Here is a 13,810-nt window from a genome sequence, read left to right as displayed (position 1 = left end):
TGGAGGACATCTTCCTCTCTATCGTCRGCAAAAAGGAGGCGAAGTAAATGGAAACGGCAAAAAATCATTTCTTCACCGATATTAGCGTTATGCTTGGACGTTCCATGCGCCATATTTTCCGCAGTATAGACACCATCATCACGGTCTGCATCACGCCAATTGCCATGATGCTGCTGTTCGTCTATGTGTTAGGCGGTGCCATTCAAACCGGAACGGATAACTATGTGAATTACCTGTTGCCAGGCATCCTGCTTATGGCGATCGCAAGCGGCATAGCCTATACGTCTTACCGCCTGTTTATGGATAAACAGCGAGGTATCTTCGAGCGGTTCAGCGAGGTATCTTCGACCTGTTGCCAGGCATCCTGCTTATGGCGATCGCAAGCGGCATAGCCTATACGTCTTACCGCCTGTTTATGGATAAACAGCGAGGTATCTTCGAGCGGTTTCACACGATGCCGATTTCACGTTCCGCTTTGCTTTGGGGGCATGTGCTGACCTCTCTGGTTTCCAACGCCTTATCCCTAATCGTCATCATTCTTGTAGCGTTGATTATGGGTTTTCGTTCGTCCGCGGGCATAATGCCATGTCGTCCGCGGGCATAATGCCATGGCCAAGTGTAGATGCCGATTTCACGTTCCGCTTTGCTTTGGGGGCATGTGCTGACCTCTCTGGTTTCCAACGCCTTATCCCTAATCGTCATCATTCTTGTAGCGTTGATTATGGGTTTTCGTTCGTCCGCGGGCATAATGCCATGGCTCGCCGTAGTAGGCATACTCGCGTTGTTTACACTGGCCTTAACTTGGGTCGCGGCGATTGCCGGACTGTCCGCAAAAACGATTGAAGGTGCAAGCGCATTCTCCTACCCACTTATCTTCCTGCCGTTTATCAGTTCGGCGTTTGTGCCGACAGAGTCGATGCCAGCGGTTGTTCGCGCCTTTGCCGATAACCAGCCGGTGACCTCGATCGTGAACGCCATCCGTGCACTACTGACAGAGCAGCCAGTTGGCAATGAGATATGGGTCGCGCTTGCGTGGTGCGTTGGGATTTTGATTGTAGCCTATTTCTTTGCAATGCGGGTGTACAAAAATCGGGTGTAAAAAAGTCAGCTTCTTCTGAATTGAACATCCAGCTGAATCCAACAAAGCACCCAAGTGGTGCTTTTTATTTTGCCCCGTGGGAGTCATGTATACAACAAAAAAGGAATCCCGCCGCTAAGCTGAATTCCCCACTATTTATTAACGTGACACCTCTAACGATTTCTTTCCACTTAGACCAAGAATCCGTGAAGTTGACGTATGAATTTCATCAATAAGCTCTGGATGTTTCAGAAGTGACACACCGTAACTCGGAATCATTTCTTTAATTTTCGGTTCCCATTCCTTAACATGCTCTGGGAAACATTTCGTTACTAGCTCAAGCATAACCGAAACCGCGGTAGAAGCTCCAGGAGAAGCACCGAGCAAAGCTGCTAAGGAGCCGTCAGCTGAACTAATTACTTCCGTACCAAACTGAAGCGTACCTTTGCCAGCAGCCGTGTCTTTAATAACTTGTACACGTTGACCCGCTACAACTAACTCCCAGTCCTCGGTTTTGGCACTTGGGATAAACTCCCGCAGCTCTTCCATCCGTTTTTCTTTCGATAGCATCACTTGCTCGATCAGGTACTTCGTCAATGACATGTTCTTGGCACCAGCCGACAACATCGTCACGAGGTTATTCGGTTTAACGGAAGTTACCAAATCGAACATAGAACCGGTCTTCAGGAACTTCGGCGAGAACCCGGCAAATGGTCCAAATAACAACGATTTCTTGTTATCGATAAATCGTGTGTCCAAATGTGGAACTGACATTGGCGGTGCGCCCAGCTTCGCTTTGCCGTATACTTTGGCATGATGCTGCGCGACAACAGCTGGATTATTACATACCATGAATATGCCGCTTACAGGGAATCCTCCGATATTTCTACCCTCTGGAATACCGGATTTTTGCAGCAGATGCAGGCTTCCACCGCCACCGCCGATAAAGACGAATTTAGCTGTTTGGCGTTCAACACTGCCACTATTGATATTGCGTATTTTCAATTCCCACGAGCCATCGCTAGTACGTCTCAAATTATCAACGCTGTGTTTGTATTTGATATCAACGTTCTTCTTCTTTAAGTGATCAAATAGTATACGCGTTAAAGCACCAAAGTTAACGTCCGTACCGGAGTCAATTTTGGTTGCCGCGATCGGTTCATTCGATGGACGATCTTTGATAATCAACGGAATCCATTCCATTAGCTTTTTAGGGTCATCGGAGAATTCCATCCCTTGAAATAGGGAGTTCTTCGACATCGCTTCATGCCGTTTCTTCAAAAACGATACATTTTGTTTCCCTAGAACCATACTCATATGAGGCAATGGCATGATAAAGTCTTGCGGATCACGGATTAGCTTACTGTTTACAAGATAAGACCAGAACTGCATGGAATGCTGGAACTGTTCATTAATTTGGATAGCTTTACTGATATCTATAGATCCGTCTGGTTTTTCGGAAGTGTAGTTAAGCTCGCACAGTGCCGCATGACCTGTACCTGCATTATTCCATTCGTTGGAACTTTCCTCTCCAGCATTTTCGAGCTTCTCAAAGACTTTAATTTCCCATTCTGGCACTAATTCCTTCAGAAGTGTCCCTAAAGTCGCACTCATGATGCCAGCACCGATTAAGATGACGTCTGTTTTCGTTTGTCTGTTGCTCATTTTTACCATCCTTATACCCTGAAATTTGCAGAAAGGATATAGGCGCGCCTGCTTCGCGTTACAGCAAGCCAAGTCGCGGCCTAGACACACACCTTTTCTGTATCAATTAATAAGCCAATCGATAAAATATTATTACTATTATATGATAGTTATAAGCACTACGACAAGAAGTGTGTCGAAGAAGTCTTGTCGATTAAGCGAATAACTACTAAGAAAGACCTGCAGCATTCAGCTGTAGGTCCATAGATAAGAAATTTCAACACATATTTACTCAATCGATGACGAAATCTGTTATTTTTTATGCTCCGAAGGGCCTCGAGCCAAACTTCGCGCAATTCATTATAATCGAAACCGTGCCCTTCAGCAATACTTCTCCCCATAGCCATAAAATAACTTCCTCCCAATTCCCATTATCTCTATATCCTGCTCCTCCTACCTGGAATCCATCCATCGTTTTCCTATGGCACTTACGGTTCTAGACATATACGATGACATCGCCCCTTTGCACCTTGGCAAACAATTGTTTAATATAATTAAATGAAGGTATTGTAAATAGTTTGAACGACTGCCTTATCTTCCATAGATCTGATCGACTGGGGCTAACTTCACGATGCAACCAAAATCAAAATTAAAAATAACTGTTTTCTTAGTCCTAAGCATTCTTTCGGTTATCTGCTTTAGCGTAGTTGCTTCCCTTATAAAAGGGCGATGGATCGCACAATTCGACAGCAGAGTTATTTCTGCCGTTCAAGGAATGGAATCTCCATGGCTGACTACCATCATGAAATGTTTCACATTCATCGGTTCAACGCCCGTTGTAATTACCCTTTCCATATGTTCCCTATTTCTCTTATTTAAATTTCTGAATCACCGACTTGAATTAGTTCTATTCCTAGTCCTCGTGGCTGGCACAGCCATCTTGAATCAGCTCTTGAAGTTAGTTTTTCAACGGGAGCGCCCTACGCTTCACAGACTGATTGAAGAATCCGGATATAGTTTTCCGAGTGGTCATTCCATGGCTGCCTTCGCGCTGTACGCTGCTCTTTCATTCCTGCTTTGGCGACACGTCCCTTCGAAAGGTGGCAGAACGATCGTCATTTGTATTAGTATCCTTATGATTCTTATGATTGGCAGCAGTCGGATCTATCTCGGTGTCCATTATCCGAGTGACGTTGTCGGCGCATATTTAGCTAGCGGATTCTGGTTCACTTTCTGCGTTTGGATCTTTCAATGGTATATGGAAAATCAGAAACATCTACCCTCACGTAAGGAGTGAGATTCATGAACCCTGTGAACCCCTGCCTGTCATAGCGGTGCGATGTAAGTAGCTGGCGCTGCATCTAACTACCCGGTATTACTTTTCAACGTTTAAACATACAGCGACAGGTCTAGGACTCTAATTACTCGTCCAAGACTGTCGCTGTTTCGATTGTATCAATCTCTGATTATTCTCCTCCCTTTCAGGGCACGCTAAGCCGCATGGTAATGTAAGGGAATTTGGGGGGATTGGCATGATTGAACGCATCCGTGCTGAATTGAATAATCCAGCTGACCTATTCTATGACACCCTAGACAATGGCTATATGCAAATGGAAGTGATTTATTTCCCATCTCTTTGTGACCTTGCACTAATCAAAAATGGATTAACCGTTCCTTACTCTTACTGCTTTAATCCTGAAGAATTCGATCGCATGCTGAATTCGAACCCTGCCTTTGGCAAAGCGGATCACTCCGAGCACTGGACGTCCCTGCTGCTCAAAGGCACTGTCCTCTTTCAAATTGAAGAGCAGGTCTACCGCTTTGATGTACAACGAAAATTCCAGGACAAGCCCGATACCGTTCAGGTTGAGGTTGCCATACAGGGGCCGCAGAGTGCACTTACCGAAGATTTGGATTTAAATATTAGCCTCGTTCGGGTGCGTTATAATGCGCCCTCTCTTTGCGTAGAAACGCATACCATTGGGGAAATCTCGAACACCCGGGTCAGCGTTCTTTATGACAAGGATCTTGTCAATGAAAAGGTGCTTGGACTTCTAAATGAGCGGATTTCCAACATACAAATAAAACTTCTCCAAGCTGCCGGCCAGCTGATGCAGTCGTTATCGGGGCGAAGACATCGTTTTTTCCCGATCATCCTTCAAACAGAGAGACCCGACCGTATCGCAGCCATGCTCGAACGAGGGAAGATTGCCCTTCTTCAAGATGGAAGCCGCTTCGGACTCGTTCTTCCTGTACGGCTCTTTGATTTCCTACATGCCATGGATGATGACTATGAATCCTATTGGATGAGCAAGTGCCTCGTCCTGCTTCGCTATTTCGCCATGCTTTTAACGATTACACTGCCCGCTCTTTATATTGCGATCGTCTCTTACAATCCTGAAGTGCTTCGTGTCCAATTGACCCTTTCGATCGCAGGAAGCCGTGTCGTCGTCCCCTATCCGTCCTTTATCGAAGTCTTCATCATGTTATTCATGATCGAAGCCTTGAACGAGGCTAGCCTCAGGTTACCGCGATATGTGGGCTCGACAGCCACAACGGTTGGGGGGCTCATTCTGGGTCAAGCTATCCAACAAGCCGGGTTAGTAAGCTCCATTATGATTATTGTGACCTCCGTTGTGGCGATCTCCAATTTCGTCATTCCAAATAACGGCTTCGGCTACTCGGTCCGCTTCGTTAAATACATCTTTGTGATAGCTGCCATTTTCTTCGGGTTGCTCGGTGTCGTCGTCCTTGGCTTCATCTTAATCTCCTATTGGTGTAGTCTTCGAAGCTTTGGCCAACCCTATTTGGCCTTCTACATCCCCAAACTTGAGGCGAAAGCACACCACAACAACCTTAGAAAGGGGTCAAAGTAAATCATGTCACGCTATACCTACTATCATGTGCTCTATGTAGGCTTGATTAATATCATGATGTTCGTCCCCTCTCTGCTGATTCGAGATCGGTTCAATGGCGCCGTTTCGGGCATGCTGGTCGCAATGGTTATTGGCTCCATCCTCTCGCTTGGCACCATGGCTTGCTTCGAACGGTTTCCAGGACTCGGCTTCCCGGAAATATGTGATCGGTATACGCCACGTTGGTTTCGTCAAATCAATATCTTATTTGCCGCGCTGTGTCTTTGGTTACCGGCTGGAATTATCGTGATCTATGCTTATTCAGAAACGGTTCGCATGTTCTTTTACCCCGACATTAACCCCTTTCTGAACCTGCTTCTCATGGCAACCGCAGCCGTATGGGCATGCAGCCGATCTACACGTACTGTCCAATTTATTCATGAAATTATGGTCATACTTAGTTCACCATTGCTCATTTTGTTTATCATGAAAGCTATATTCAATGAAAACATTAACTGGGATGCGATTCGTTATGTAGCTGGTTATGTCAATAAGCCTCCTTCTTTCATGACGATTGCTGCCTCTACCTTCCTATTCTCTGGCTATCTCAGCCTCCTTATTTTTAATCGGCTGTATACCGTAGGTTTTAAATTTCATTTTCGCTGGATCGTGCCACTATTTGGTATATTATTCTTGCTGGTTACTTTTTTTGTGCCTATCGGTTTTCATGGTACGGTTGGGGTTGAAAATTATGTGTACCTCTGGAGTATGACGGCTGACTCCATGGTGACGGAATACGGGTTTATTAACCGTGTCTTGTTCGTCTTCCTGCTCCTCTTCACAGGGTTATCGCTGTTGTTCGTCATGAATACCTGGCATACGACCATCATGTTGCTTCGCTACTCAATTAATGGCGCAACTGAAGTTGAAGAAGACCCTGTTCCTTGGATGAACATATGGCTCGGAGTGGGCATTGGCTTACTTACTCTCCTGTTCATGCGTATTGTCAATCTGGAGCGAAATCAATACTTCTCTGAGGGCTGGCTAATCCTTCGATTTTTCGTTGAAATCTATTTCCTTTTCTTGATGCTTTATTTTGTATGGAAGCAAAAAAAGGAAAAGGTACGCCTATGAAAACATTTCTCACCTGTATTTCCCTTCTACTTATCTGTACATGTCTTGGCGGTTGCAGCTTTAAAGATATCGACAAGCGTTTCTTTGTCGTCGCCATGGGTGTCGATTGGACAGGCAAAGAGGATAAACCTTATCTCGTCACTTTGCGGCTTGCCATTCCCGCTTCTAAAGTTGGCGAGGGGCTGGCAGAGAGCCAGATCGAATATCAAGAAGCCAAGAGCATTGCGGAAGCCGTCAGAAATCTTAAAGCTCATGTCGATAAAGAGCTTGATTTCGGTCATTGCCGGATGTTTCTATTTGGCGCTAGTTTAACGAAGGAGTCCTTAGAAGAACCATTGAATTGGCTTTCTCGAAGACGCGACATTCAACTCATTTCTTATACTGCCGTTGCCGAACCTAATGCGCGAAAGCTTCTTGAATCGAACCCAACTACAGAGAGACTTTCCGGTAATTCCTTTTTCCTTACTTTTGGGAAAGAGGGAACGGTGTCTCCTTACACAGTAACAGAGCTTTTATTTGACACCTTCCGACGTTTCAAAGAAAAAGGGTTAGATCCCTATTTTCCGATTATTAGATTTGATGGTGATTCTTATGTCGTTGAGCATCTTGCTTTGCTAAATAAAACCAAACAGTCTATCGTCCTCAACCCACAGGAGACTCAGCTTTATAATATGAGTGCGAATGCATTCAGCAAGTCGGGGATTACGATCACATATAATGGGGAACCGCTAAGCTTTTATGTAGCGCGTGTAAAGAAGCATATTTCGATTTCCAAAGAAGCTACGCCTGTTGTCAAACTGAAACTCAATCTGACAGGCATTATAGAGCAAGGCACTTTAGGTTTGGACATTCACAAGGTTCAGCCGCAGCTTGAACAGCAGGTCAACCAGTCCGTAGAGGCTCTCCTCTACAAAATCAGGGATGCGGAGGTTGATCCGTATGGTTTTGGCCTACATTATTTGGGGCAGTATTTTGGCAAAGAGAAGGATTGGGAGTATTGGCAGTCTGTTTATCCAGAGCTTAAATTCGAAGTGGAAACGCATGTGAAAATCGAGAGTACGGGATTGGTGCATTAAAAGAGTGGTATGCCACCTTCGAGCCTGCTTGCCCCTCGCCTGGAGTTAGTCGGTTTCACAGACTAACTCACCTGCAGGGCCTCTGTTTCTTCCGAGTTAGTCGGTTTCATCGACTAATTCCACCTGCAGGGCCTCTGTTTCTTCCGAGTTAGTCGGTTTTATCGACTAACTCACCTGCAGGGCCTCTGTTTCTCCCGAGTTAGTCGGTTTCATCGACTAATTCCACCTGCTGGGCCTCTGTTTCTTCCGAGTTAGTCGGTTTCATCGACTAATTCCACCTGCAGGGCCTCTGTTTCTTCCGAGTTAGTCGGTTTTATCGACTAATTCCACCTACAGGCCCTCTGTTTCTTCCGAGTTAGTCGGTTTCATCGACTAATTCCACCTGCAGGGCCTCTGTTTCTTCCGAGTTAGTCGGTCTCATCGACTAATTCTACCTGCAGGGCCTCTGTTTCTTCCGAGTTAGTCGGTTTCATCGACTAATTCCACCTGCTGGGCCTCTGTTTCTTCCGAGTTAGTCGGTTTCATCGACTAATTCCACCTGCAGGGCCTCTGTTTCTTCCGAGTTAGTCGGTTTTATCGACTAATTCCACCTACAGGGCCTCTGTTTCTTCCGAGTTAGTCGGTCTCATCGACTAATTCTACCTGCAGGGCCTCTGTTTCTTCCGAGTTAGTCGGTTTCATCGACTATAGCACCTGCAAGTACCCTCATATATCAAAAAAGAGGCCTTCCCCCTCACCTCATCGAGTTGTGGAAAGCCCCTCTGGCTATTCAAATATATTTGATTAAAATACTTTCAACATGCTCCAGATGAACACGCATCGCTTGAGATGCCAGCACCGGATCTCCGCTGAGGATCGCTTCATGAATCACTTTATGTTCCTTCAAAAGCTGAACAGCCACTTCCTGATTCGCGTAGAGCTCTGCGCGTCGGATATCGCGAATCATCATTTCCATCGCGTTGCGGATCGAGTCGAAGGTTTGCTCCATAATGCTATTATGCGTCGCTTGAACGAGCAACTGATGGAATCCGAGATCCGTTCTTTCCCCCTCCGCATCATTACCTACGGAGCTCCCCATGTCTTGCATGATGCGCTGCAACTGCGCTAAGTCTTCTGTCGTTCGTTTCCGCGCAGCTATAGCAGCGATTGAAATCTCCAGTGATTGCCGCACTTCCATGAGCTCCAGGAGCGTCGTGCGATTCATCCGAAGCGATGTCCACTCGGGCAAAGAAACCTCCGCTGGCGTCTGCCGGATGACACGGCAAGCACCGCCTTGCCGAATCTCGATGAGGCCCATCGCCTTTAAGGCGCTGAGAGCCTCACGCATCGTGGAACGACCGACGCCGAAGCGCTCGGACAGCTCTTTGGTAGAAGGAAGCTTGTCGCCCATCTTCAACTGACCCTGAATGATCATCTCTTTGATCTGCTGAGCGATCTCATCATAATGATTCTGTTTCTGCAGCTTCGTAACTTCCATAGGAATACCTCTTCTATCCGATAAGTAGCACGTGCACAATCCCTGGACCGTGAACACCGATTGTCAAATCGTTCTCAATATCCGCCGAGCGGCTCGGACCCGAGATGAAGTGAATGCCGGCAGGCAGATCTTTCCTTGCTATCTGATCGAGTGGGGCGAGAATCTCGCCTAGTCTCGTTCGCAATCGTTCAACCGGCAACAGGACGACTAATGCTGTAGGGAGCAAGCTCACCGATCGGCCCTTTTCTTTCGATGATAACACAGTTAGCGAGCCTGTGTAAGCCGCCGCATGATCGGCTAGGACAATCCCCAGATCAGCATTCGCTGCGCTGGCCTTCCAGTTCGTATCCTCATCGGTGTTCCAGATCGAGAGGTCTACGTCTGGAAGAGCTTCTTCTAGTTCCAACGCATGTAATTCCGCTTGATCCTGATGGATAACTCGTTTAACACTTAACATGCCCACGAGTTCTTGGATGGTTGCCTTCGCCGCTTCCATCGAAGGTACACGGACGACGTGCCCGCCTGCGGCATGGAAGTTCGCCGTGAAGTTCTCGATGCGTTCTTCTGGAGACCAGTTGAATGCTTTCCAGCTATCCGAAGCCCCTTGGAAAGGGTGAGCCGGCTTCTCGATCACACGAGCGCGCCCTAACTTCTGGGCGATGCCCTGGATGAAACGCTCCTGCTCAACCAGCGATTGCTGGTCTAGCTTCGTTAATTTCTCCTGCCACTCTGGCGTTATGTCGCGTTTAGCCATGATGATGTCCTCCCTTTTTGCCTCGTGCAGCCAGTGCTTCTGCTAATCTTGCTTGAATCGCAGGATCAGCCTCTGTAAGACCATGGCGAATTTCTTGCTCGAGTGTTTTCCAGCCATCTCGGAAGGATGCCTTCGGCAGGCTTGGCGTCACGCGGTAGGAGTTCCACCCTTTGAGCGGTCCTACCTTCAGGCGGATGCCGCCGTCACGAACAACGAGCTTTTGACCAATTCTGCCCAGCTTGAGCACGGCGTTGAAACGCTTCGAATTCCCCATCAACGCAGCAAATCCCTTCATACCTGCGGCCTCGATCTTATCGCCATGGCCGCTTTCGACCTTACGGCGGCGCAGCGACACGAGCATGTCGTGCAGTGGGATCTTCACTGGGCATGCCTCATAACAGGCGCCGCAAAGACTTGAAGCATTGGCGATGTCGTCCCATTCCGCCACGTTTTTCTTGAGAGCTGGCGTAAGCACCGCGCCGATCGGGCCGCTGTACGTACCGCCGTAGGCATGGCCGCCAATATGGCGGTACACCGGGCAGGCGTTCAGACAAGCACCGCAGCGGATGCAGTTAAGCAGCTCTTGGAACTCAGGATCACCGAGTTGCTGCGAGCGTCCATTGTCGACGATGATGATATGCATCTCTTCCGGCCCATCCGCATCTACATCTCTTCTCGGACCAGTGATGCCGGACATGTAGACGGTTAGCTTTTGCCCTGTTGCTGAACGTGGAAGCAAGGTCGCCATGACCTCAAGATCCGCCCACGTCGGGATAATACGCTCCATCCCCATGAGCGTGATTTGCGTCTTGGGCACCGTTGTAACCATGCGGGCGTTGCCTTCATTTTCGAACAAGACCATCGATCCGCTCTCCGCAATGGCAAAATTACAACCCGTCATCCCGATATCCGCTTCAAGGAATTTCTCTCTTAATTTCTTGCGAACGTAGCCAGCCAGAATCGTCGTGTCGGGAGCCAACGTCTCCCCAGCATCTTTGGAGAGCAGGTCGGCGATTTGATATCTATTTTTATGAATCGCTGGAATAATGATATGGGACGGTGTTTCGTCCGCCAGTTGAATGATGTACTCGCCTAGATCCGTCTCAATCGCTTCAACGCCAATGGAAGCCAGCGCCTTGTTCAAATGCAGCTCCTCCGTCACCATCGACTTGGATTTAACGACAGTTTTGGCTTGTTTGGCAGCCGCGATTTCCAAGGAAATTTGAACAGCCTCGACATCCGTATCGGCAAAATGCACATGAACCCCGTTTGCTCTCGCATTGTTCGCAAACGTCGTTAAGTAATAGTCCAAATGTGCGATCGTGTGCAAACGAATCTGTCTGCCGCGCTCGCGCCAATCGTCCCAATTGCCGTGATCAGCTGCTGCTTTCAGTTTACCGCCGCGAAGCCGTTCTGTCGTAAACTTCACCGCTTTGCGCAGAAACTCGTCGTTCAGCGCGAGGTCTGCCCGCTCCTTAACTGTTGACTTACTCGTCGTGTGACTCATGCTCGCTTCACCCCTTCATATAGCAGCTCAGCCAGATGCATCACCCTCACCGGCTCATTCCGATAGCGCAAATTGCCCGCAATATTCATCAAACAAGCCAAATCCAGACCGACCAGCACCTCAGCCTCGGTTTCCTTCACATGATCGACCTTCTCCTGCACCATCGCACCAGAAATATCCGCCATCTTCACTGCAAAGGTTCCACCGAATCCACAGCAATCTTCTGCAAAAGGAAGCGGCACTAGCTCCAGATCTTTGACGCCTTGGAGGAGTGCGAGTGGCTCTGACTTCACGCCGAGCAACCTGCTTCCGTGACAGGACGGGTGATACGTAACTTTATGTGGGAACACAGCACCCAAGTCTTCGATATTTAGGACATTGACGAGGAACTGTGTAAATTCATACGTTTTGTTCTGAAGCTGCGTGGCTTTCTCCAACCACTCCGGTTCATCCTTAAATAAATTCGGATAGTGATGAATCATATACGTGCATGAGCCCGATGGGGAAATCACAAAGTCACTATCATCAAATGCGGTAAGAATCGTCTTCGCTGTTGCTCGCGCCTCATCCCAGTAGCCGCTGTTATAGGCAGGCTGGCCGCAGCACGTTTGCACCGTCGGCAATTCTAACAGGACGCCATAATGCCCAAGCAGACGTGCAATTGCTTCGCCAACTTTCGGATATAGTGCATCACTTAAACACGTAATAAATAAGGAAACCTTCATAAGGAGAAGCCCCGCTTTCTTTCGTTAACTTATCAGGTTGTCAGACAAGTTGAGTGTATCATAAACCCCCTTGTCTTGAGAAGGGGGTTATTGCGGATAATCGGAGCATTATCCAAGTTTCCGCTCAAAAATAATTTCATAGGCCATGGGCTTCCCATGACCATTATAATTAGTTGGCAGTACCTGCACCAATCGCCATCCCTCTTGGGCATGCTCATCAATGGTTTCGCGATGCTTCGCCGAGCTAAAAAATCCACCTAGTGACGTTTCGACATACTTGTATTCGTACAGGGTAATCCCTCCCTCTACTACCAATTATACTAGCAGCGTCCGTGTAATTATACTTTGGTCCGGATAACCGAGGTGGTCACCATAAAACTCATCAGCTACCCTTCATCACTCACCGATATGTTTCCTCCTAACCCGTTAACGGATCAAGAGCTTGCTCCCCATCAGTCAACCATTCCAAGTTAAATCTCGCCAATACCATGTAGTGATATTTGAGCTCGCCGTGCCATTTCTCATAATAACAATAGATGGTTCGCTTATCGGGACTGACAGCAAGATCCGAATAAGCGGATCCTTCAGGAGCAATGACTTTGGCATAGGTCCAGGAATTCCCCTCATCCATGGACATCTTCACAGATACATTAGATCTGCCAGCTGGATTATTTGCATTTGAGAACAACAGCCTGTTGCTATAATACTCGCTCTGATCCGTAAACCGTACCAAGCTGCCGAATACTTTGGGATCTGGCAAATGTGAGACTAGCGTCGGCGCCGTCCATCCACTGAATCCATTCGGACTGGTTGATACCGAGCGCATCATGGAACCTGAATCATTTCTCATATTGAGCATGACAGAACCGTCATACAACTGTACCGCTGTGGTTTCGTTAGGACTCGGAATATCCGGTGTGTCCCAGACGATTTCTCCCCGCTGCCATGATGCTCCGCCATCCTCACTATATATGGTGGAAACGACCGCTGGTGCATGGGAAGTATGCAAGGAAAGCCAAACAGGTACGAGCAGCCTGCCATTGCCCAGCCCAATGCCATGTCCTGGCCCTGTTGCGATGACCGTCCAAGCATACTCGGATTTGAACGCATCGAATACCGATGTGATTTCCACAGGAGATGACCACGTCGTACCATGATCCACGCTTTTCATATAGAATGCTTGATTATATTCCTTGCAGTATAGAAAATGTACGGTGCCGCTAGCCTTTTCCGCGATCATAACTGGATTGTTAATCGTACTTCCGGTCGCCACGCCGTCTACCAGCATGACTCTTTCTTGCCATGTGTTTCCGCCGTCCATACTCCTTCTCATGTAAATGTCGATGATCGCCCAGTCGGATGTCTTCTTTCTTGCTTCCGTATAAGAGATCACGGTACCGTTACTGGTAACAATGATGCCTGGAATTCGGTATTGGGCATAGCCGTCGACAGTCGCTTCAAACAGGATCGTTTCATCAAAAAATGGTGCAATAACAGAATTCTTCATATGGCTAACAATCCTCCTTGCCTATACATGGTTTTCCCCCTCAATTGCGAACG

The 13,810-nt window shown here is 47.7% G+C and carries 12 protein-coding genes and 2 pseudogenes; 7 read left to right on the top strand and 7 right to left on the bottom strand.

Annotation, left to right across the window (positions count from 1 at the left end; translation table 11 throughout):
• Window positions 1-89: 89 nt before the first annotated feature.
• From ASL11_RS19780 to ASL11_RS19770, 3 genes and pseudogenes are all read left to right on the top strand, one after another.
• A pseudogene (locus tag ASL11_RS19780) lies at window positions 90-340 on the top strand (ABC transporter permease); the annotation flags it as partial.
• A 30-nt stretch (window positions 341-370) separates the two neighbouring features.
• The gene (locus ASL11_RS35905) at window positions 371-604 is read left to right on the top strand and encodes an ABC transporter permease (RefSeq protein ID WP_082595614.1); all 234 of its coding nucleotides are present in this window, start codon (window positions 371-373) and stop codon (window positions 602-604) included.
• A gap of 18 nt (window positions 605-622) precedes the next feature.
• Window positions 623-1,099, top strand: a pseudogene (locus tag ASL11_RS19770) (ABC transporter permease); the annotation flags it as partial.
• 138 nt (window positions 1,100-1,237) lie between these two features.
• Here ASL11_RS19770 and ASL11_RS19765 read toward each other — a convergent pair.
• Window positions 1,238-2,743, bottom strand: coding sequence for a malate:quinone oxidoreductase (locus tag ASL11_RS19765; RefSeq protein ID WP_056618547.1), 1,506 nt, complete (start codon window positions 2,741-2,743; stop codon window positions 1,238-1,240).
• Window positions 2,744-3,353: 610 nt separating this feature from the next.
• Between ASL11_RS19765 and ASL11_RS19755 the strand changes: the two genes are divergently transcribed.
• The 4 genes from ASL11_RS19755 to ASL11_RS19740 all read left to right on the top strand — a co-directional run bounded on the left by ASL11_RS19755 (window position 3,354) and on the right by ASL11_RS19740 (window position 7,787).
• Window positions 3,354-4,019 carry a phosphatase PAP2 family protein gene (locus ASL11_RS19755; RefSeq protein ID WP_056618541.1) on the top strand — a complete coding sequence of 222 codons (666 nt, stop codon included), beginning with the start codon at window positions 3,354-3,356 and terminating at the stop codon, window positions 4,017-4,019.
• A 235-nt stretch (window positions 4,020-4,254) separates the two neighbouring features.
• Window positions 4,255-5,598, top strand: a complete 1,344-nt coding sequence (locus ASL11_RS19750) for a spore germination protein (protein ID WP_056618538.1) — start codon at window positions 4,255-4,257, stop codon at window positions 5,596-5,598.
• Window positions 5,599-5,601: 3 nt separating this feature from the next.
• On the top strand, window positions 5,602-6,711 hold the full coding sequence (locus tag ASL11_RS19745; RefSeq protein ID WP_056618534.1) for a hypothetical protein: 1,110 nt from the start codon (window positions 5,602-5,604) through the stop codon (window positions 6,709-6,711).
• Window positions 6,708-7,787 carry a Ger(x)C family spore germination protein gene (locus tag ASL11_RS19740; RefSeq protein ID WP_056618531.1) on the top strand — a complete coding sequence of 360 codons (1,080 nt, stop codon included), beginning with the start codon at window positions 6,708-6,710 and terminating at the stop codon, window positions 7,785-7,787. The genes ASL11_RS19745 and ASL11_RS19740 overlap by 4 nt, the downstream gene beginning before the upstream one ends.
• 769 nt (window positions 7,788-8,556) lie before the next feature.
• Here the strand turns inward: ASL11_RS19740 and ASL11_RS19735 are convergent.
• The 6 genes from ASL11_RS19735 to ASL11_RS19710 form a co-directional block, all read right to left on the bottom strand.
• Complete coding sequence (locus tag ASL11_RS19735) at window positions 8,557-9,264, bottom strand: FadR/GntR family transcriptional regulator (RefSeq protein WP_056618528.1); 708 nt, start codon at window positions 9,262-9,264, stop codon at window positions 8,557-8,559.
• 13 nt (window positions 9,265-9,277) lie between these two features.
• The gene (locus ASL11_RS19730) at window positions 9,278-10,018 is read right to left on the bottom strand and encodes a LutC/YkgG family protein (RefSeq protein WP_056618525.1); all 741 of its coding nucleotides are present in this window, start codon (window positions 10,016-10,018) and stop codon (window positions 9,278-9,280) included.
• Complete coding sequence (locus ASL11_RS19725) at window positions 10,011-11,525, bottom strand: LutB/LldF family L-lactate oxidation iron-sulfur protein (protein WP_056618522.1); 1,515 nt, start codon at window positions 11,523-11,525, stop codon at window positions 10,011-10,013. The genes ASL11_RS19730 and ASL11_RS19725 overlap by 8 nt, the downstream gene beginning before the upstream one ends.
• A complete protein-coding gene (locus ASL11_RS19720; RefSeq protein WP_056618519.1) occupies window positions 11,522-12,250 on the bottom strand; it encodes a (Fe-S)-binding protein in 729 nt (242 codons plus the stop codon). Before ASL11_RS19720 ends, ASL11_RS19725 begins: the two co-directional genes overlap by 4 nt.
• 108 nt (window positions 12,251-12,358) lie before the next feature.
• Window positions 12,359-12,565 carry a DUF4177 domain-containing protein gene (locus ASL11_RS19715; RefSeq protein WP_235550517.1) on the bottom strand — a complete coding sequence of 69 codons (207 nt, stop codon included), beginning with the start codon at window positions 12,563-12,565 and terminating at the stop codon, window positions 12,359-12,361.
• Between the two features lie 103 nt (window positions 12,566-12,668).
• Window positions 12,669-13,757 (bottom strand): sialidase family protein, encoded by a 1,089-nt coding sequence (locus tag ASL11_RS19710; protein ID WP_056618516.1) that lies wholly within the window; start codon window positions 13,755-13,757, stop codon window positions 12,669-12,671.
• Window positions 13,758-13,810 lie beyond the last annotated feature (53 nt).

Origin of the sequence: Paenibacillus sp. Soil750 (assembly GCF_001428045.1) — a bacterium.
Lineage (GTDB): Bacteria > Bacillota > Bacilli > Paenibacillales > NBRC-103111 > Paenibacillus_E > Paenibacillus_E allorhizoplanae.
The sequence above is the reverse complement of the archived record's forward strand: the minus strand, read 5'-3'. Positions and strand labels throughout refer to the sequence as shown.

Excerpts from the sequence above, each read along its gene's own strand:
- ASL11_RS35905 (WP_082595614.1), top strand. The coding sequence starts at position 371 with ATGGCGATCGCAAGCGGCATAGCCTATACGTCTTACCGCCTGTTTATG.
- ASL11_RS19765 (WP_056618547.1), bottom strand. The coding sequence starts at position 2,743 with ATGAGCAACAGACAAACGAAAACAGACGTCATCTTAATCGGTGCTGGC.
- ASL11_RS19755 (WP_056618541.1), top strand. The coding sequence starts at position 3,354 with ATGCAACCAAAATCAAAATTAAAAATAACTGTTTTCTTAGTCCTAAGC.
- ASL11_RS19750 (WP_056618538.1), top strand. The coding sequence starts at position 4,255 with ATGATTGAACGCATCCGTGCTGAATTGAATAATCCAGCTGACCTATTC.
- ASL11_RS19745 (WP_056618534.1), top strand. The coding sequence starts at position 5,602 with ATGTCACGCTATACCTACTATCATGTGCTCTATGTAGGCTTGATTAAT.
- ASL11_RS19740 (WP_056618531.1), top strand. The coding sequence starts at position 6,708 with ATGAAAACATTTCTCACCTGTATTTCCCTTCTACTTATCTGTACATGT.
- ASL11_RS19735 (WP_056618528.1), bottom strand. The coding sequence starts at position 9,264 with ATGGAAGTTACGAAGCTGCAGAAACAGAATCATTATGATGAGATCGCT.
- ASL11_RS19730 (WP_056618525.1), bottom strand. The coding sequence starts at position 10,018 with ATGGCTAAACGCGACATAACGCCAGAGTGGCAGGAGAAATTAACGAAG.
- ASL11_RS19725 (WP_056618522.1), bottom strand. The coding sequence starts at position 11,525 with ATGAGTCACACGACGAGTAAGTCAACAGTTAAGGAGCGGGCAGACCTC.
- ASL11_RS19720 (WP_056618519.1), bottom strand. The coding sequence starts at position 12,250 with ATGAAGGTTTCCTTATTTATTACGTGTTTAAGTGATGCACTATATCCG.
- ASL11_RS19710 (WP_056618516.1), bottom strand. The coding sequence starts at position 13,757 with ATGAAGAATTCTGTTATTGCACCATTTTTTGATGAAACGATCCTGTTT.